This is a genomic window from Escherichia sp. Marseille-Q3837, from assembly GCF_916618735.1.
Classification (GTDB): domain Bacteria; phylum Pseudomonadota; class Gammaproteobacteria; order Enterobacterales; family Enterobacteriaceae; genus Escherichia; species Escherichia ruysiae.
The window spans coordinates 3,551,586-3,571,290 of the sequence record NZ_CAKAKC010000001.1; the positions used below are offsets into that span (position 1 = coordinate 3,551,586).

A 19,705-nucleotide genomic window follows, 5' to 3' on the forward strand; every position below is an offset into this window, starting at 1 on the left:
TCAACTTCGTTACTTACGCCCCGTAAACGAGCTGCCTGGATATGGGTTCAATAATTGTTCGCCAATTTTATCTTCTTCGAGCGGGTGCTTTATATATTCTTGTATCTTTGCTGTGTTCTTACCCAGCGTATCTACATAATAACTTCTACACCAAAATTCCCTGTTCCTGTATTTGAATTTTAGTTCTCTAAATTGCTCATAGGGCCTCAGACTGCATTTACCCTTCAGATAGCCCATAAACCTCGATACGCTCATTTTCGATGGGATCTCCACAAGTATGTGGATATATTCACACAGCATTCTGCTTTCGCATCGGCTAACTCCTTCGTGTATTTCGCATCGAGTGCAGCAACATCGCACTGGCGCAACTGCATATCAGTAAAGGAAACGTCCTCAGCTTCTTGTACCGTCTGATTATCGATATTACCCCCGAAGAGGGACTGTTCAATAAATCAGATTGTAGTGAGCAATCAGGCTAACGTCAGAAAATAAAAAGGGCGCCTACTGGCAATCTTATGAATTCAACACATTACATATGGGTTCAGGTATTGCACAGTCCTGTACCATGTAATTAATATCGAAAGGCAATAAAAATATCCGATATATAAATCATGATACTTGCCCATAAAAAAGCCCTTCCGGAGATGAAGGGCAGGTTTTTGTATGCGCAATGTTCCATCATTTGCATGGTGCCGGGTGCCTCCCGGTGAGTCCGGCATCAGCATCCGAACCCGCAATATTGCCGCTAAAGCCGAAGGATATTTGCAACCTTGCTGATATGCCCCTCCGCACAGGGGGATTCACCATGCAGGTGATTTTTTAACAAATAAGAAAAATGGCATCAATACCATAATCTCGAAAACACATAATTTTATCAAATACAATTAATTTGTTATCGGAATATGTTAATTACGGATTTTCCTGCATCCGAAACAACAAAATCCACTCAACGGCAGGTTTATACTATTTCGGCACAATATCAAAATTTGCTCAAATAAAGCAAAAGGAGTAATAGTGACCTGTTGATATCCCCGCGCAGCCAAGTTCGAAGGTTGGCGCTCTCTCCCCCAATGAGCTAATGGCTGTATGGTTGGTGGCGCTTGCTGGATTTGAACCAGCGACCTGGCGATTATGGGCCGCTCACACTCACCACTGAGCTAAAGAGTCAGAAAAACAAATTTGCTTCGTTAAAAGTACATATATACAGTCTACATTATCGCATTATTAATAAAAAACAAAAAATTGATATTTTCTTATCTATTACAGATATTGATCGCATTGTATATTTTGATGATTTATATCACCCTGTAAAAAAATAAAGCTTTAGCCATTATCAAAACAAAGACTTCATCACATCTTGCAACAAAAGGATTCAACAAGTATATCTATCACTAGGATAGACCACGTATCAAAAATATTACAAAAAATCTTAACTATGAAAAAAAATGTTTTTATAATATTTTTAAGTATTCTCTGTACAGGAGCCGTTGTGGATCATCCTCACTTAGACAGTAGGATACCAACAAACGAAATAATCAATTGTCTTTCCCGCTCCATCCAGGAAAGTGGTTATATAATGGATCTAAACGGCACCAGGCTGCCTATTAATGCAAAAGAATTCGCAACATATAAAATGTCAAACTTCTCCGGTTCATTCTGGATCGAATATTCAACAGAAGGAAGACCAATAAGGGAGGCTGGTATAAAAGATGCAACACAGGAGAGTTATAAGGTTCTGAATGATGCATTGCGACTATGTAGTGAGACCCTGACAAGATATTGACGTTCACAATCAATGTATTTACAGACCACATATATATTTATCAACAAATCAGTTTTCCGAAATTGTTGAACATAAATCAAGGCTGAACATTTCATCTCCGACAGTCCGCTGGCAAAGATCTTTTTCGGGTTTATCTGTGAATTAACGATGCAAAAAACTGTATATCTGCGGGTTTGTATTAAAATCCTAACACAGACATAAAAAGTCTATCATTGCGCTTAACTTATCACAGATACGGGAAAAAGTGAGCTAAAGAAAAAGCGACAACGAATTGAAATGGAAAACGAAATATTTAAAAAGGCTACAGTGCTCTTGATGCGGCTCCCTTGAACAGTTCTCGATAATCGGGAAACTCAGGGCGCTCTCTGCCACGTGTTCGGGGTTCATCGCAGTAGCTACAAATACTGGAGGAAAACCAGACGGCAGATGTGCTGTATTACGCAGTCAGGTACTGGAGCTACATGGCATCAGCCACGGTTCAGCCGGAGAAAAAAGCATCGCTACAATGAGTAGAACTGCTATCTGCCCCACCAAACTATCAGGGGGTTTTGATAACCCTTAGCAAGCTAACAAAAAACAACGGGCGTGTTATACGCCCGTTACAGTTTTTAACACATGCAGAAATTACATGTTCTTGATGATCGCATCACCAAACTCTGAACATTTCAGCAGTTTAGCGCCTTCCATCAGACGTTCGAAGTCATAGGTTACGGTCTTCGCGTTGATTGCGCCTTCCATACCTTTAACAATCAGGTCTGCGGCTTCAGTCCAACCCATATGGCGCAGCAGTATATAAAAACATTAAGTTCAATTCATTGATATTTAATGATAAAAATTATTTTATTGTCTTTTTATTAGCCAAAATCAACTTTATTCAACCGTTTGATTTCATTGACGTTCGTTTTTATTTTGGGGAAAGGTTTTATCTACCATTTATATCAAAATTACAAGCCTACATTTTATTAACATCTCAATACATGTGAGGCCTTGCAGACCTTTGTGAGGCCTTATGTGTCTCAGTTTTGTCCCTCTTTTTTGTACTAAAAAACATAGTAATTGAGGATAAACCTCATGCTATTTTCGCTTATATGCCTCTAAAGGCATGGCACTTAAATAGATAAAAGCACCACAAAATCATAAAAAAACCACACAGTAAAACCGCAATATGAAACAATAACAGATAATTAAACCAAAAACAGATAGCGCATTGTGATAATCATTCAATACTAAACAAAATATAAACAGTGGAGCAATATGTAATTGACTCATTAAGTTAGATATAAAAAATACATATTCAATCATTAAAACGATTGAATGGAGAACTTTTATGCGGGCAAAACTTCTGGGAATAGTCCTGACAACCCCTATTGCGATCAACTCTTTTGCTTCTACCGAGACTTTATCGTTTACTCCTGACAACATAAATGCGGACATTAGTCTTGGAACTCTGAGCGGAAAAACAAAAGAGCGTGTTTATCTAGCCGAAGAAGGAAGCCGAAAAGTCAGTCAACTTGACTGGAAATTCAATAACGCTGCAATTATTAAAGGTGCAATTAATTGGGATTTGATGCCTCAGATATCTATCGGGGCTGCTGGCTGGACAACACTCGGCAGCCGAGGTGGCAATATGGTCGATCAGGACTGGATGGATTCCAGTAACCCCGGAACCTGGACGGATGAAAGTAGACATCCTGATACACAACTCAATTATGCCAACGAATTTGATCTGAATATCAAAGGCTGGCTCCTCAACGAACCCAATTACCGCCTGGGACTCATGGCCGGATATCAGGAAAGCCGTTATAGCTTTACAGCCAGAGGTGGTTCCTATATCTACAGTTCTGAGGAGGGATTCAGAGATGATATCGGCTCCTTCCCGAATGGAGAAAGAGCAATCGGCTACAAACAACGTTTTAAAATGCCCTACATTGGCTTGACTGGAAGTTATCGTTATGAAGATTTTGAGCTAGGTGGCACATTTAAATACAGCGGCTGGGTGGAATCATCTGATAACGATGAACACTATGACCCGGGAAAAAGAATCACTTATCGCAGTAAGGTCAAAGACCAAAATTACTATTCTGTTGCAGTCAATGCAGGTTATTACGTCACACCTAACGCAAAAGTTTATGTTGAAGGCGCATGGAATCGGGTTACGAATAAAAAAGGTAATACTTCACTTTATGATCACAATAATAACACTTCAGACTACAGCAAAAATGGAGCAGGCATAGAAAACTATAACTTCATCACTACTGCTGGTCTTAAGTACACATTTTAAGAACGCCAACTAAAATTTCCCCGAGGTGAAAATCGCCCCGGGGAATAACTAGCCATTTCAATGTAACAATTAACCCTTAAAATAAACCCAGAAGGTTATTAACTAAATCACATAGAAAACCATCAATTATAGTGTGTATAAAATAGGCGACAGCAACCCAATTACAAATTAATGGTTCCAGAATATCACATCAAAAAACACGCTGTATAATATTATAATTAACATGTAGACAACTTGTAATAAATATTATCAGTCAATTGTTTTGTTTATTCCATCTGTGACGCCGATTATTTTCTCAAAATAATGAGATGGCGTGACACCATAATAATCTTTAAATGCACATATGAAATATGAAGTACTGTTATAGCCACATTTCTGGGCTACGACATTGATAGAATAAGAGTTTGAAGTTATGAGTTTTTTTGCATACCTCATCCTAGTATCTCTCAATATTTCAGTAAATGACGTTCCTTCATCCCTTAATCTTTTTTTTATTAAACTTTCACTCGTATAAATCAATTCCGCAATATCTTTTAAATGCCATTGCCGCTCAATATTAAAACTGATTATTCCAGTAATTTTACAGGTAAATGCATTTATATTTGTTAGTATAAATGAATTTACACTTTCGCGTTTTTTGAACATGGCAAGTAAGGATATACATAGTCTTTCTTTTAACCAAAGGGAGTGTGAGTCTGCTATTTTAATCCCTTCAAACAGAGAAAAAACAAGCGATAATGGAGGTTCCTCTTCAGCAATATAGCCATTCTTATCAAGAGTAAATTTGCCAGGCAACTCATTATTCACGTCGATAAAAAAGGATAAACATGTTTTCTTATCTATATCAACAATTCTTAGTTTAGAGGGGCATACTGGTAACTCTCTTCTAATTTTGTCGCTTACAATAAACAATGAATTTTTTTTGAACGAGATAACTCTCCTGTTTATAATTAAATCAAATGATTGACAGATGAAAACTACGGAGCAAACATAATCCATCTTGCACCTATCATAAAATTAAAACAAGTTGATAGTAGTCAAATAACAACCAATTAAATACACAATCATAATCAGGATGATGTGCATTTATATTTTTATACACAAAATTATAGTTTGCAAATTTTAATAAATTTCATTTAAGATTAAATTATTATATGTATATTGTTTTTTATTCTAACGTATTTCAAAGTTACATTTTTTTCAACGATTACTATGCTTTTTATTAACATAAACTCACTACAACGCACCTGAAACCTCTTGCTATATATATGTCAACCGTTTGAATTTAAAATAAAAAGAGTATCATTTTTACTTGCATTTCTTATCAAGTCACATTCAACAACAGTAAAAAAACATTATTAGAACCATTCAATTAACAAAAAACCAACATCCAGCTTGCTTAATTTTTCTTTATTAAACGATATTGAAAATCAATTGATAAAATACATCTAAACAACCTTTTGGGGCGCAAAAGCATAACATCAAACAAACAAATAACACACCGAAAAAACTCACAATTAATAACCTATGATATACATACTGTTTATTATGGTTGAATAAGCCACTCGATATCTGGTGCTACGGAAGTGTCCACACGGTTTAGCAGCATCCGATACTTTTTCCAGGCTTCCAGCAACGGGGTTTCTTCCTCCGTTGCATATACAGCTCACCTTTTTTCACCCACGATTAACCAACAGCCAGACCAGCAGACACGCCACCACCGGCACAGCAAAATCCATCAGGCTTGCCACATCCCATGCACGTGTATCAAAACCGCCCCACCACGGCATATTCATTCGCTTGCCATGCCCGAACATTTCGATCCAGCGATATTCTGCCTGGGTGTGTTCACGCGCAATGAAGAACGTACAACCGGCTATCGCTCCGTAAGCCCAGTTCCCGGTAAAAAGACCAATCAGTAGCTGCGCAGCCACAGCACAAAGTGCATGAAGGAAAGGTGTTATATCCATTTTCATCCTACCCAATAAAATGGGGCGCTCGGCCCCTTAATATTATTTAGACGCAAGCGCCGCCTCAATTGCAGATAATCTTTGTCTTAATTCTGCGTTTTCTTCTTCCAGTGCTGTTATCCTGTCGTCTGACTCTCTGGCTACCTGAACAAGCAAGCCAGTAACACCAGAATAATCTACAGTGTAATACCGTTCACCTTCTTCTCCATCTAATCCACTCCCGCCGTCTGGATATTTCATCATAGCCCCTACGGCTTCGGGGATGGCTTCCAGGGTTTCTTGTGCAATAACACCAGCGTAAGGCATACCGTTTTCTTTAAGCGTGTATGTATAGCCGTTCATTTTACGAATGCGGTCGGTTGCATTATCGATCACCTGAATATTGTCTTTCAGATCCCGGTCAGAGCCTTGATTAAATGCACTTGCATTGCACGCGCCGTTAACCGTTAATTCGTAGGTATTGCTGGTAGTTTTCTGTGCGTAGAACATATACAGAGCCTCATCTACGCCAACTTCATAAACAACCGGACGGCTAGAATTACCCCATAGTCTAGTTGTTACGCCAGCGTGAGCGGTTCCCTGTGTGTTTAATGTCATGGTTGACCCATGATTAGCATATTTGATCTGTAATGTGTCGGTGTAATCAAATTTAATAAGCGCGTTACTTCCACGCTTGCTGTATGACATAAGGCAGTTACCCATTTTGAGGTATCCGCTGTCACCGGGAAAAATCATCGTACCGCCATAAAGGTTGGTAAAGTCCCAGCAAATGTTTGTCCCGTTATCGTTCAGGTTAAGGCGCGCCATTGCGTTACCTGGACTGTCTATCCATTTTTTGAGGTATAGTTCGCAATACGCATCCTCAACACCTGCCGTCCTGTGAGTTGAGCGGAGTTTTCTCCCAAATATAGCTCCGCTAGTTGGCAATACTTGCTGATACCATGAAGCAGACCAGTCACCAACGGTTTCATCTTTGCTGTCTACATATGATTTTGTTGCGTAGCTTCCTTGATCGTTTTTTAATTTGCTAACGTCGGATTTTAGCGTTTTGATGTCATCAGGAATTACTGTCGATGTAGCCATTTTTCTTCCTCACATCCAGCCACGAAGTTGATGCTCAACAGCAACCACGTATTCATCGAATATTGACGGTGTTTTCACATCATTAATGATGCGCACGTTTACAAAATATTCGTCTTCCTTAACACATACCGGTTCGCCATCTTCAGTCAGTTCTCCGGTTTCTTTGTACACGTTACCTATCACGTCAATAAGAATATCATCCTGCATCGACTCATCATCATAATAGCCAGTGCTATCCATAAAGGCCGAAAAATCGGCCCTGTCGGCAAATTTAAGTGTTAAATCTTTCATTTAATACTCTCCCCCATTTGCGCATCAGTTAATTCTTTATGCCAGAGACGAAGATTTCTCAAATGGCCGAATAGATGACGTGTCCCTGATGTGGCTTGACCTCCTATTCGAATAAAGGTCCGCGTTTTTACTCCCGTCCATTCCGTTTTCATGGTTTTAGTAGCCTCACCGTTAGAAACTACTCGTTTAGTACCATCAGAATAAATATTAAAACCACCAATGAATTTTCGAACATCCGTTCGACCAGTAAACAAACTAGAAACGTAACTACTTGTCGACGCTTTATAAGTTTGCATATAAAGCTGACCGTAATATTTCTCGGTTGTGTTAAAAGCGTATGTGATTGACTCAATAGGCGGCACACCAGAAAAATCAAAAATACGCGGTGCTACATTAGGAGGAATATCGCCCCAATTCCTGTTAACCTCGACCAAACAAGTAAGCGGTCTGTTATAAATGTTGTTTTCGGTCGGGATCGTAACCATATCACTCGCACGAGTCGCCGCCGTCGTTCCTGATATAATAAAAGATGATACACAAGCCCCATTCTCTACTTGTGGGGTAGCCAGATAAATATAGTCACCTGATACGGTTGCCCCTCCCTGCTTAGGTGAATACTGTATCTGAGAGCCTATTTTTAACTCACCATCAATTGCCTGAATTGTTGCCTCAGCAAAAATCCATCCTGTAGTTTCCTCCTTCCTGACTCGTGCCGTAATTCTACCGGAAGCACCACCTGTCATATTAATTTCAAGCGTTTGTGTATCAATATACGCATCACCAAGAAAAGTTGTTGCGCTACCGTCATATTTATCAAATCGGATACGCAACCTTACCTGCAGTTCTGTTTTAAAACGACATGAGGTTGTCACGTATTTATTATCGCCTGAGACATCAACTGACTTTGTTGCAGCAATTGATGCAATATTAATGGCTGAGGTTTGCCCAATCAGAGAATCGTTACAGACAAACTTTCCATAGGTAAAACCAAAACTATCCGTCCCGGTTTCGGGAACATCCATATTTGACGATCGCCCCCAACTGGCAGGGCTTTCCGAATTGAGCATGTAGTTCGTTCTTTGCCCCTCAATAAGCAGGCCATCACGTTCAAACCGTGGCTCGTCAATGGCAGCCTCTGTCAGCACACCAGATTTATTAATATAGGTTGCTTTCGATGCGCGTTTAAACTTAACAACCTTGTCGCCAGGCATCGTTATTTCATCATCACCAATAACAATCTTTTTATATGATGGCGAAAAACCCGTAATCATATCCAGCGAATCGTTAAATGGTATCCACACATCAGGAAGCGGCTGCAATACTTGTTTATACGGCTCCGCAGCCTGGCTTGCATACTCTCTGGCTGCATCCTCACTTGCTTTAGCTGCTGTCTGGCTTGCTGCCGATGCTTGCGCCGAGTTCGCCGCTGCAGTCTCGCTTGTCTTTGCATTGGTTTCACTGGTTTTTGCAGCTTTTTGACTGTTTGCTGATGCAGTGGCAGAAGCAGCCGCCGCACTTGCAGAACCAGCTGCGGCACTCTCGCTTTCAGCTGCTGCATCCTGACTGCTTTTCGCCGCAGTTTCGCTGGCTTTGGCATTCGTTTCGCTGGTCTTCGCTGCCGTCTGGCTGTTAGCCGCAGCAGTTGCTGATCCAGCTGCTGAAGTCGCAGAACCAGCTGCCGCACTCTCGCTTTCGGCTGCTGCATTCTGGCTATTTTTCGCCGCAGTTTCACTGGCTTTGGCATTCGTTTCGCTGGTTTTCGCTGCCGTCTGGCTGGACTTTGCGTTGGTTTCGCTCGTCTTTGCGGCTGTCTCGCTATTTTTCGCGTTGGTTTCTGATTTTTTGGCTGCTGTCGCGGAGTTTGCCGATGCAGTCTGCGAGGCCGCTGCCGCCTGTGCGCTGTTAGCTGCATTCGTTTCTGAGGTTTTCGCCGCGTTCTTCGATGATGCCGCAGCCGTTTCGGATTTCTTTGCCGCCGCTGCGCTCTGAGAGGCGGCTTCGGCGTTGCGTGCCGCTTCTTCCACCATTGCCTCAAAACGACGCAATGCCTCCGGCATGACGTCATCTTCCGTCATGGCACCGAGAAAATCATTCAGCGTACCGGGTCTGGAACCTTCATAGACGGTAATGATCCCGACATGTGAAGGCGGAAAACCTTCAACCAGCAGGGTGACGCTGTACTGGCCATACTCAACATCCATGCTGTAACGCCCGGCTTCATCCGGATTTTCAGAGGCCACCGTGTTCACCAGTACCGTGGTGCTGTTACGCTTTGCCTTCAGTTGAATAGTGCAGTTCTGTATTGGTTTTCCCGCACCATCTTTCAGCACACCTGAGATTTTTACTGCTGCCATATCCACTCCACAAAAAAGCCCGCCTGAACCGGCGGGCTGTAATAACACTGTGTTACCTGGCTAATCAGAATTTATAACCGACACCCACGATGAAACCGTCAGTACGCCAGTCGCCACTGCCGGAACCTTCATAAGCAATATCAATGGCCACGGATTCGGTCGGGTTAAACTGCACGCCAGCTCCCCACGCCAGAGACGTGTCGCTGTGGCGACCATCATCACTTCCGGTCAGCACATCGTGCGTTTTCCCCTTGTTGTCAGTTACGCGGAGATAATCCCCGGAGAACGTCGAAACACGGCTGTAAGCCACACCCGCCATCGCATAAGCACTGAACCATTCATTCACGCGTACAGACGGCCCCGCCATCACGCTGAACCAGCGGTTACGCACTGAATCTTCATGCCAGCGGGTATCGCTGTAACGGGTAATCTGGCGATACTTGTCTCCTGCATAGCTGAATGACGTCACCAGCCCCAGCGTGTCCGTAAATTCATAACGGTATTTTACGTTAATGCCCTTCAGGTCATCGTTGCCGGGCATATCAGTATGGGACTGAAGATAGCCGCCGCTTAGTGTGGACTGATGCTCTGCTGCACTCGCTGGCGTACCAGCGGCGGCCAGCCAGACTACTGCAGACAGAATAACAGCACATAATTTACGCATAATTACCTCTCGCTTTTCTGCAATAAAAAAGGCGCCATTTCTGGCGCCCGTATTGGGGTTATAAATATTTCAACGGATACTGATACCGGAAGCAGCTTTTTTGGTCACAATCACCGTACAGTCTGTGATGTTACCTGCGCCCTGATTGCCTTTCTGGAAAATCTTAAACTCCAGAGTGACGCTACCACCACCACTCGGCATATCAATAACCGCACTGTAACTACCGGGAATGGCTCCTTTAGTTTCTCTGGATGCGATTAATACGCCATTTTTGCGAACTTCAAAACCATAACCCGTGTATCGCGTACCTCCCGGGTTATTACCGCTCCCCGGATCGTCATACGCCACACCGTTAAAAATAATGGGCGGAATAATAATCTGGCGGTCAAAGTTATGATCATCGTAAATGGTGACTGTAACCGTCCCGTTTGGTGTTTCCGTGTTACCCCACGTACCAGCCTTTTTCGGAAATGGTTTGGATACAGTTTTAACGAAGTCACCTCTGACCTGGTTCGCCTCCAGCATGCCCTTAATCGTACAGTTTTCATTTACCGTGACGTTGTTGAGCGTCCCTGAATTTGCATTCACGTTACCGCTGATATCGGCATTTTTCGCCGTCAGCCGCCCGTCCGGTGTCAGGGAAAATACCGGAGGATTGCCGCCGCTGGTAATGGTGGGAGCCGTCAGATACTTCAGGAACACGTCGTTCATGAATATCTGGTTGCCCTGCGCCACAAACATCGGCGTTTCATTCCCGTTTGCCGGGTCAATAAACGCGATACGGTTAGCGGCAACCAGGAACTGGCTCAGTTTGCCTTCCTCTGTATCCTCCATGCTGAGGCCAAGCCCCGCGACATAATGCCTGCCGTCTTCGGTCTGCTCAATTTTGACGCCCCACATGGCATTCCATTTATCGTTGGCGTCTTTCCACTCTTTCGAAAACTCCTCCAGTTTGCTGGCGTTATCCTCCGTCAGCTCGACTTTTTCCAGCAGCTCCTTGCCGAGATGGGATTCGGTTATCTGGCCTTTGAAAAAATCCAGGTAACCTTCCGCATCATCGCTCGCCCGGCCGACAGCCTCCACGAATGCCGATTTGCCAACGGTGTTCACACTGCGAACGTAAAAATAATAATCATGACCCGGCTTAATATTGATACTGGCAGCTATCCAGTACAGCGCCGTGCCAAGATAGCTGGCTGTGGTTTCAACCTGCCTGATATCCGCAATCCGCTTTTCCGAGAACCAGAACTCAAACTGTACCGTCGGATCATAAACGGCAAGATGCGGCGTGGCGGTTATCTGAAAATAGCCCGGCGTCAGCTCAATCTGCGACGGTGCTGCCGGTGCGGCAATCCGGAACGATACCGACGCCGGATCGCCCTGCTGCCCCCGGGCATTTGCCGCCCGGACCGTCAGTCTGTAGTTTCCCAGCGCCAGTTGCCTGAAGCGGTATGTGGTTTCCGTCGTCCGGGCCGTGCTGACCAGCCGCTCACTGCCGTCATCCGCTGCCACGGTCAGGCGAAGCATAAAGCTCACCCCCTTCACCACCTTCGGCGTATCCCAGCGCGCCAGCACCTGGTATTCCCCGCTGTCTGCGGTGACTTCTGCGGTCAGGTGCTGCACTGCTGGCGGCGTGACACCGTTCACCGTTCCGCTCTGGTCGCCGTCAAAGTGCGCCCCGTTATCCACGATGGCTTCTTTTTCCGGCACATGCTGCACGGCAGTGATGGCATACGTGCCGTCATCGTTCTCACGGATACTCACACAGCGGAACAGGCGCTGGCGCAGCGTCGGCAGCTTCAGCCCCCATACGCTGTATCCGGCAACACCGTCAGGAACACGGCTCACTTTTACCTTCACGCCGTCGGTGACGGACTGAACCTCCACGCTGACCGGATTGCCACTTCCGTCAACCAGGCTTATCAGCGTGGTACCGGAGGATGGCAGCGTGATTTCACGGTCGAGCGTCAGCGTCCGGGTCTGGCTGTTCACCGCCAGCACGCGACCACCGATGCTGATACCGGCATAGTCATCATCACAGATTTCAATGACATCGCCCGGTACATGGCGAAGCCCTTCGGCACCCACGCTGAAGTCCACGGTCTGCGTTTCCAGCAGTTCCGTTTTAATCAGCCACAGCCCGGCGCGGTGCGCCTGCCCCCGGCTGGTACAGCCAAAGGCATCCATCTTCGTGACGTTACGACCGTAACGGAGAATGGCCTGCGTATCTTCAACAAGCTCTGTCGCCGTCTCCCAGCCGTTATCCGGGTCAATCCAGTTCACCTCAACGGCATTATGGCGGTCCTTCAGGGCGCTGAAGCTGTAGCGGAACGGCGCGCCATCATCCGGCATCACCACATTACTGTGGTTATAGGTCCACACCTTATCCGACGGTCGGTCCTGCACGAACGTCAGCGTCTGCCCGTTCCATACCGGCATACAGCGCATCGCCGAACAGAAATCACTGAGCACATCCCACGCCTTACGCTGTGTGGTCAGGTAAGCGTTACAGGTGATGCGCGGCTCCGTACCACCAAAGCCATCCGGCACTGACTGATCGCAATACTGGCCGATGACATACAGCGCCCATTTGTCCACATCCGCCGCACCAAGACGTTTCCCCATGCCGTAGCGCGGGTGGGTCAGCATATCCCACAGACACCAGGCCATGTTGTTGCTGTATGCCGGTTTAAACGTCCCGTCCCAGATACCGCTGTATTGCCGCGTCTGCGGGTTATAGTTCGACGGCACCTGCAGAATGCGCCCGCGAAGATGATAATTACGGCTCACCTGCTGGCTGCCGAACTGTTCCGAGTCCACCTGCACGCCGACCAGTGCCGTGTTCGGGTAGCACTGTTTCACATCGATGATTTCAGTGTATGACGACCAGAGCGTTTTGTTCTGCAGCTGGTCTGTGGTGCTGTCCGGCGTCATCCTGCGCATCCGGATATTAAACGGGCGCGGCGGCAGGTTACCCACCACCACCGAGGCCAGATACTGCGAGGTGGTTTTGCCCTTAATGGTGATGTCTTTTTCCGTCACCCAGCCACCGTTACGTTGTATCTGAACCAGCAGGCGGACTTCCGACGGATTCCTGTCACCCTTTGAGGTGGTTTCCACCAGTGCCTGCACACCGAAGGTAAAGCGCAGACGGTCGATGTTTGCAGACGTGATGGTCCGGGTGATCGGCGTGTCGTATTTCACTTCCGTACCCAGCACCGTCTCGGAACCGGAGGATTCAAATCCCTCCGGCGGTGTCTGCTCCTGCTCACCTGCCCGGAACACCACCGTAACACCGGAGATGTTGGTATTCCCCTCACTGTCCAGCACCGGTGTACTGTTCAGCAGCACGCTTTTTAATCCATCCACCGGACCTTCAACCGGCCCTTCGCTGATGGCATCGATCACACTCAGTAATTGCGTGGATTTCAGGTTGTCCTTCGCTTCGCGCGGGGTATGCCCCTTACTGCTGCCTTTACCCATTCGTCATGCTCCATAAACGACAAAACCGCCCGCAGGCGGTTTCACATAAAATATTTTGCATCATCGACCAATCACCACAACCTGACCACCGTCCCCTTCATCTGCCGTGCTGATCTCCTGAGATGCCACACGTGACCCCACGCGCATTTCACCGTACAGAACAGGCAGGACATTGCCCTGGGCAACCATGTTATCCAGTGAGGAGAAATAGGTGTTCTGCTTACCGTTATCCGTTGTCTGTGTGCGGGGAGTTCTGGCTTTCGGTGCCAGCATCTGAGCCACACCGCCGAGCACCATACTGGCACCGAGAGAAAACAGAATGCCGGTCATACCACCGGCACCAATGGCAGCCCCCCATGCTGCAAGGGTGGCTCCGGCGGTAAAGAATGATCCGGCAATGGCGGCTGCTCCCAGGACAATCTGGAATACACCACCTGACTTGGCCCCGGCGACTCTGGGAACAATATGAATCACAGCGCCATCAGGCAGAGTCTCATGTAACTGCGCCGTTAACCCGGACGTGCTGACATCCCGCCCGGCAATCCGTACCTGATACCAGCCGTCGCTCAGTTTCTGACGAAACGCCGGGAGCTGTGTGGCCAGTGCCCGGATGGCTTCAGCCCCCGTTTTCACACGAAGGTCGATGCGGCGGCCAAATCGTTGTAAATCCCCGTAAAGGCAGATGCGCGCCATGCCCGGTGACGCCAGAGGGAGTGTGTGCGTCGCTGCCATTTGTCGGTATACCTCTCTCGTTTGCTCAGTTGTTCAGGAATATGGTGCAGCAGCTCGCCATCACCACAGTAAATGGCGGCATGATTCGGCACCGATGAACCAAAACAGCACAGCAGCACATCGCCCGGTTGTGCTGATGACAACGGCACCTGATACAGCCCTGTGGCCTCCAGATTATCCAGATAGAGATTCTGACCGTTACGCCACCAGTCATCCTCGCGATGAAAATCCGGCATCTCAATCCCCGCCAGATGATAAGCATCCCGGAACAGCGTGTAACAGTCCGTCACCCCGTGCTCAAAGCGCCGCCCGGTGAGATGCGGCACACAGCGGAACTTATGAATCGCCCCCCGGCAGACCAGCCACCACGGCAAATCACTCTGCACCTGCAGTCGCCGGTCGGCCTCACTCAGCCAGAGCAGACCACCGGGATGGCTGTGCACCAGCGCCACAATCTCACCCTGCATTTCTGCCCGCAACCAGTCCTCCGGCGACATCCGGAAATACTCCTCCGGCTCACCAGAGATATTTACGCAGGGAAGATATCTGTCTCCCTCCGGCGTTCTCACCACGAAGCCGCACGACTCCGCTGGCGCACATCGCCGGGCGTGCGCCAGAATCGCTGATTCTGTCTCTGTCATGGGATTTACTGCGAAAGTTTGTTAATGGAAAGGAAGCCGCCAAAGTTGCCGACGTTATTGCGAAACTTACAGCCACTCAGGCATTTGCTGCATTTATCCTTCGTGATATCGGACGTCGGCTGGTCATATTCATCAGCGACAGCCGGACCGTTATAACCGCACTCATCACCGCGATAGGTCCAGGTGCAGGTGTTGGCCAGCATGATGCGCTCCGGAAAAACAGCACCATCCGTTTCCGTTGGTGTGGACAACACAAAGGAGGCACTGACCGCGCTCAGTTCGCTGCACTGCTCGATGCGCCAGCGGCTGATCACCTCCTGCTCCGGATCGGCATCACTGTTTCCGTTGACGAAGTTCACCGCATCCAGAAAACGGGCGTAAACCTTACGCCTGACCACCGTTCCGCCGACCAGACTCTGCAGATCTTCCGCCATCCCGGTGACCATGCCGTACAGGTTAGAGACTGCCAGCGTGGGGCGCGTACTGGTGCCTTTGCCATTCAGTTCAAAACCACTCCCCTGAATGGGATACGCCAGATACTGCCGCCCCTGCCAGGTAACCGGCTCACCTTTTTCGTTCTGCTCATTACAGAAAAAATAACGTTCACCACCGACCTCTGTCAGATCGATTTCCCAGAGCACCACGCTGGCCGACTGCTCCGCACGGGTGCATTCATTCAGTGTTTCCTGCCGGATATCCTGCATCAGTTCACCACCTGTTTAAACTCTGCGCTGAACTCAACACGCAGCATACTGACCCGCGACGTCCATTTTGCGCAGATCACCTTTATCTGCCGCCAGTCATAAGGCGGCGTCCACAGAAAGGCTTTCCAGCCTCCGTGCTCTGCCAGAAACGATTCCAGCGCCGTGGCCTCCCAACGGGGGACAGAAATCGTCACGCTGTACGTTTTCAGGTTGGCATTCAGCCCGGCAGGCGCGCGCTGGGAGTAACCATCACCAAAGCGCACCTCCCTGACGGAAGGAGTCGAAGCCACATCCATACCCGGTTTCACTTTCCAGCGGAAGGTTTTCATCGTCCACCTCCAGAGAACAGACCACCATCACGCATCTGCCCGGTCACAACATCCATTGCCGCCTTACGGGCTACGTCATAAACCGCCTTCAGCGCCTGTGGCCCTATCTGACCGTTCGTGCCGTCGTTGTTAATCACCACATGGTTATTCTGCTCAAACTTCCCGGACGCCTGCGACCGACTGTCCGCCATGCTGCCCGGTGTACCGACATAACCGCCGGTGGCATAGCCGCGCATCAGCCGGTAGAGATTCCCCACGCCAATCCGGCTGGTTGCCTCCTTCGTGAAGACAAATTCACCACGGTGAACAATCCCGGCAGGTTCATATTTGCCACCGGTTCCCGTAAATCCCCCGGTCGCAAAATGGAGTTTCGCAGCAGCGGCCTGAATGGCTGTACCACCTGACGCTGATGCCCCGCCACCGGTAGCACCGCCAATGGCGCTGCCGATACTCCCGACAATCCCCACCATTGCCTGCTTAAGCAGAATTTCTGTCATCATGGACAGCACGGATCGGGTGAAGCTACGCCAGTTCTGTTCACTGCCGGTCAGCATCGCCGCCATATTTTGCGCAATACCATCAAAGGTCTGCGTGGCTGCACTTTTTACCTGCGACATACTGTCCGTGGCGCTCTCTTCCCACTCACTCCAGCCGGACTTCAGGGCTGCCATCCAGCTCCCGCGAAGCTGGTCTTCAGCTGCCCAGGTCTTTTTCTGCTCTGACATGACATTATTCAGCGCCAGAGGATTATCGCCATACTGTTCCTTCAGGCGCTGTTCTGTGGCTTCCCGCGCTGCCTGCCGGTCAGTCAGCCCCCGGTTTTTCGCCTCAATGGCTGCCCGTTTTGCCCGTTGCTGCTGTGCGAATTTATCCGCCTGCTGCGCCAGCGCGTTCAGGCGCTCCTGATACGTAACCTTGTCACCAAGTGCAGCCAGCTGGCGTTTGTACTCCAGCGTCTCGTCTTTATGCGCCAGCAGGGATTTCTCCTGTGCAGACAGCTGGCGACGTTGCGCTGCCTCCTCCAGTACCGCGAACTGACTTTCTGCCTTCCATAAATCCCGGCGCTGCTGGCTGATTTTCTCATTCGCTCCGGCATGCTTCTCCAGTGTCCGGAGTTCTGCCTGAAGCGTCAGCAGGGCAGCATGAGCACTGTCTTCCTGACGATCGCCCGCAGACACCTTCACGCCGGACTGCTTCGGCTTTTTCAGCGTCGCTTCATAATCCTTTTTCGCCGCCGCCATCAGCGTGTTGTAATCTGCCTGCAGGATTTTCCCGTCTTTCAGTGCCTTATTCAGTTCTTCCTGACGGGCGGTATATTTCTCCAGCGGCGTCTGCAGGCGTTCGTAAGCCTTCTGCGCCTCTTCGGTATATTTCAGCCGTGACGCTTCGGTATCGCTCTGCTGCTGCGCATTTTTGTCCTGTTGACTCTGCTGCTCAGCCTTCTTTCGGGCGGCTTCAAGCGCAAGACGGGCCTTTTCACGATCATCCCAGTAACGCGCCCGCGCTTCATCGTTAACAAAATAATCATCCTTGCGCAGATTCCAGATATCGTCCGCTTTCTTAAACGCGGCCTCTGCCTTAATCAGCATCTCCTGCGCGGTATCAGGACGACCAATATCCAGCACCGCATCCCACATGGATTTGAATGCCCGTGCTGTCCTGTCTGCCCAGGTTTCCAGCGTGCCCATGTTCTCTTTCAGGCGGCGGGTCTGGTCATCAAACCCTTTCGTCGCGGCCTCGTTCGCCGCCTGCAATGCCCCGGCTTCTTCGCCGGAACGCTGCAACTGAGCAACATACGCAATCTGCTCCGCCGTCACGTTATGGAACTGGCGCGCCATCGCTGTCAGCCCCGACGTCGGGTCAGTGGTCAGCTTCCCGAAGGCTTCAGCGACCTTGTCCACCTCCACGCCGGATGCAGAGGAGAAACGCGCCACACTCTGGCTGATGGACGCAATCTGAGCCTCACCGCTTACCCCCGCCTTAACCAGTGCGCTGAGTGACTCGCTGGTCTGGTTAAACGTCAGCCCTGCCGCCTGCCCGGCTCTGGACAGGACCAGCATACGATCTGCCGTCAGCCCGGCCTGATTGCCGGAAAGGACCAGCGTTTTGTTGAAATCGGACAGGGTTGAGTTGCCCTGATACCAGGCATACGCCAGCGCACCGGTCGCCACCGCCAGCGAGGTGACCCCCACCATCGGCAGGGTGATCGCACCGGCAAGCCCCCGGAACATGGGGATCATCCCGCCGAAGGAGTCCTTCACCTGACCCCCCTGTTGCAGCAGGATCAGCCACGGACTTTGCCCGCCTGCAAGCTGCGTGGCCACGTCAGTGAACTGCGCAGGCAGCATACGCATGGCGGCTTTATACTGCCCGACGGAAATTCCCGCTTTCTGTGCAGCCAGCGCCTGCCGGTTCATCGACTGTTCAACGACTGCCGCTGTTTTTTTCGCATCACTTTCCGTACCGGAAAAATGACGCCTGACTCTGGCCATCTGCTCGTCAAATCTGGCCGCATCCAGACTCAAATCAACGACCAGATCGCCTACCGGTTCAGCCATACCGGACTCCTCCTGCGATCCCTTCTGATACTGTTATCAGCATTACGTCATCCTCCGTCATGTCCGCCACATCCGGGGAAGTAGGGATAACTTCATTCCCGTCCGGGCCAAAGCGGACACCTCCGGCAAGCCCTGCCGCTTTCTGCATCAGCACATCATCTTCAGGCTCTTCGTCAGCCTCACGCCGGTTCAGCAAACTGAAATCCAGCGGATGCATATCCGGATCGCTGAAAAACAGGCTGAGTACGGTGTACGTCAGCCCGGAAAAGTGCATATCCAGCAGAACATCATGAAAATAATGGGTACTGTAAAAGCGGTGCCAGTCGGCATACTCCGTGGATGACATCCCGGCAAGCATGGCGCGCCAGTCGGGTCGCCCCATCTCACGCGCCAGTTTCAGGGCAAAACTCAGCTCACCGTCGAACACTTTCCCGCAGAAACAGGCTCTGCAGGCCCGGCGTCATCTGCCTGTTCAGGGGCATTATTCACCACAAACTCAGACATTCCGGACAGACGTAACACCACGTTTTCAGCCTGAGCAATTGCCTCCGTGGGCCAGGTGGTAAGCACTTCCTGCTCAATCTGTTTAACGGCTTCATTCATGGACGGCAGCTTTGTCTTCTGCGGATGGTTATGCCACAGAGACATCGCCACCAGAAACGCCCCGCCTCTGATAAGATCCTCTACAGACACCTGCAGGTTGCCACTGGATTCAGCCTTTTTTTCCTGCTCTTTCAACCAGGCAAGATGCTCAATACGCTGCAGGGCTGACAGTTCAGAAAGCGTGACGGTCACGCCGTTATGTTCAAATGATTCTGTTTTCAGGAACATC

16 protein-coding genes, 1 tRNA gene and 4 pseudogenes are annotated in these 19,705 nt (G+C 48.8%); 3 read left to right on the forward strand and 18 right to left on the reverse strand.

Annotation, left to right across the window (positions count from 1 at the left end; translation table 11 throughout):
* Positions 1-9: 9 nt before the first annotated feature.
* Positions 10-386 (reverse strand): annotated as a pseudogene (gene tnpA, locus LG381_RS17120) (IS200/IS605 family transposase); the annotation flags it as partial.
* 705 nt (positions 387-1,091) lie between these two features.
* A tRNA-Met gene (locus LG381_RS17125) sits at positions 1,092-1,167 on the reverse strand.
* A 322-nt stretch (positions 1,168-1,489) separates the two neighbouring features.
* Here LG381_RS17125 and LG381_RS17130 point away from each other — a divergent pair.
* Positions 1,490-1,783: a hypothetical protein gene (locus LG381_RS17130; protein WP_024165126.1), complete on the forward strand. Its 294-nt coding sequence runs from the start codon at positions 1,490-1,492 to the stop codon at positions 1,781-1,783.
* Between the two features lie 246 nt (positions 1,784-2,029).
* A pseudogene (locus tag LG381_RS17135) lies at positions 2,030-2,294 on the forward strand (IS3 family transposase); the annotation flags it as partial.
* Between the two features lie 113 nt (positions 2,295-2,407).
* On the opposite strand, the pseudogene LG381_RS17140 reads toward LG381_RS17135, so the two are convergent.
* Positions 2,408-2,575: pseudogene (locus LG381_RS17140) on the reverse strand (isocitrate/isopropylmalate family dehydrogenase); the annotation flags it as partial.
* 535 nt (positions 2,576-3,110) lie between these two features.
* Here LG381_RS17140 and ompT point away from each other — a divergent pair.
* Positions 3,111-4,064 (forward strand): omptin family outer membrane protease OmpT, encoded by a 954-nt coding sequence (ompT, locus tag LG381_RS17145; protein ID WP_001201818.1) that lies wholly within the window; start codon positions 3,111-3,113, stop codon positions 4,062-4,064.
* Between the two features lie 249 nt (positions 4,065-4,313).
* Here ompT and appY read toward each other — a convergent pair whose 3' ends face one another.
* From appY to LG381_RS17220, 15 genes and pseudogenes are all read right to left on the reverse strand, one after another.
* On the reverse strand, positions 4,314-5,063 hold the full coding sequence (appY, locus tag LG381_RS17150; protein ID WP_225762685.1) for a DNA-binding transcriptional activator AppY: 750 nt from the start codon (positions 5,061-5,063) through the stop codon (positions 4,314-4,316).
* A gap of 547 nt (positions 5,064-5,610) precedes the next feature.
* Positions 5,611-5,721 (reverse strand): annotated as a pseudogene (locus LG381_RS17155) (tail fiber assembly protein); the annotation flags it as partial.
* 19 nt (positions 5,722-5,740) lie between these two features.
* The gene (locus LG381_RS17160; protein WP_000355602.1) at positions 5,741-6,034 is read right to left on the reverse strand and encodes a hypothetical protein; all 294 of its coding nucleotides are present in this window, start codon (positions 6,032-6,034) and stop codon (positions 5,741-5,743) included.
* A 42-nt stretch (positions 6,035-6,076) separates the two neighbouring features.
* A complete protein-coding gene (locus LG381_RS17165; protein WP_137326474.1) occupies positions 6,077-7,117 on the reverse strand; it encodes a tail fiber domain-containing protein in 1,041 nt (346 codons plus the stop codon).
* A gap of 9 nt (positions 7,118-7,126) precedes the next feature.
* The gene (locus LG381_RS17170; protein ID WP_222672862.1) at positions 7,127-7,408 is read right to left on the reverse strand and encodes a hypothetical protein; all 282 of its coding nucleotides are present in this window, start codon (positions 7,406-7,408) and stop codon (positions 7,127-7,129) included.
* Positions 7,405-9,762, reverse strand: coding sequence for a prophage tail fiber N-terminal domain-containing protein (locus LG381_RS17175; RefSeq protein ID WP_225762686.1), 2,358 nt, complete (start codon positions 9,760-9,762; stop codon positions 7,405-7,407). The genes LG381_RS17170 and LG381_RS17175 overlap by 4 nt, the downstream gene beginning before the upstream one ends.
* A gap of 64 nt (positions 9,763-9,826) precedes the next feature.
* Positions 9,827-10,426 (reverse strand): Ail/Lom family outer membrane beta-barrel protein, encoded by a 600-nt coding sequence (locus tag LG381_RS17180; RefSeq protein ID WP_225762687.1) that lies wholly within the window; start codon positions 10,424-10,426, stop codon positions 9,827-9,829.
* A 69-nt stretch (positions 10,427-10,495) separates the two neighbouring features.
* Complete coding sequence (locus LG381_RS17185; protein ID WP_225762688.1) at positions 10,496-13,909, reverse strand: host specificity protein J; 3,414 nt, start codon at positions 13,907-13,909, stop codon at positions 10,496-10,498.
* Between the two features lie 60 nt (positions 13,910-13,969).
* Positions 13,970-14,542, reverse strand: a complete 573-nt coding sequence (locus LG381_RS17190) for a tail assembly protein (protein WP_000847665.1) — start codon at positions 14,540-14,542, stop codon at positions 13,970-13,972.
* A complete protein-coding gene (locus LG381_RS17195) occupies positions 14,539-15,282 on the reverse strand; it encodes a C40 family peptidase (RefSeq protein WP_105286051.1) in 744 nt (247 codons plus the stop codon). Before LG381_RS17195 ends, LG381_RS17190 begins: the two co-directional genes overlap by 4 nt.
* A gap of 5 nt (positions 15,283-15,287) precedes the next feature.
* The gene (locus LG381_RS17200; RefSeq protein WP_167824373.1) at positions 15,288-15,986 is read right to left on the reverse strand and encodes a phage minor tail protein L; all 699 of its coding nucleotides are present in this window, start codon (positions 15,984-15,986) and stop codon (positions 15,288-15,290) included.
* Positions 15,986-16,315: a phage tail protein gene (locus LG381_RS17205; RefSeq protein WP_019842037.1), complete on the reverse strand. Its 330-nt coding sequence runs from the start codon at positions 16,313-16,315 to the stop codon at positions 15,986-15,988. The genes LG381_RS17200 and LG381_RS17205 overlap by 1 nt, the downstream gene beginning before the upstream one ends.
* Positions 16,312-18,873 (reverse strand): phage tail tape measure protein, encoded by a 2,562-nt coding sequence (locus tag LG381_RS17210; RefSeq protein WP_225762689.1) that lies wholly within the window; start codon positions 18,871-18,873, stop codon positions 16,312-16,314. The genes LG381_RS17205 and LG381_RS17210 overlap by 4 nt, the downstream gene beginning before the upstream one ends.
* On the reverse strand, positions 18,866-19,300 hold the full coding sequence (locus tag LG381_RS17215; RefSeq protein WP_105286049.1) for a phage tail assembly protein T: 435 nt from the start codon (positions 19,298-19,300) through the stop codon (positions 18,866-18,868). The genes LG381_RS17210 and LG381_RS17215 overlap by 8 nt, the downstream gene beginning before the upstream one ends.
* A complete protein-coding gene (locus LG381_RS17220) occupies positions 19,282-19,704 on the reverse strand; it encodes a phage minor tail protein G (RefSeq protein WP_129754295.1) in 423 nt (140 codons plus the stop codon). Before LG381_RS17220 ends, LG381_RS17215 begins: the two co-directional genes overlap by 19 nt.
* Position 19,705: the final 1 nt, after the last annotated feature.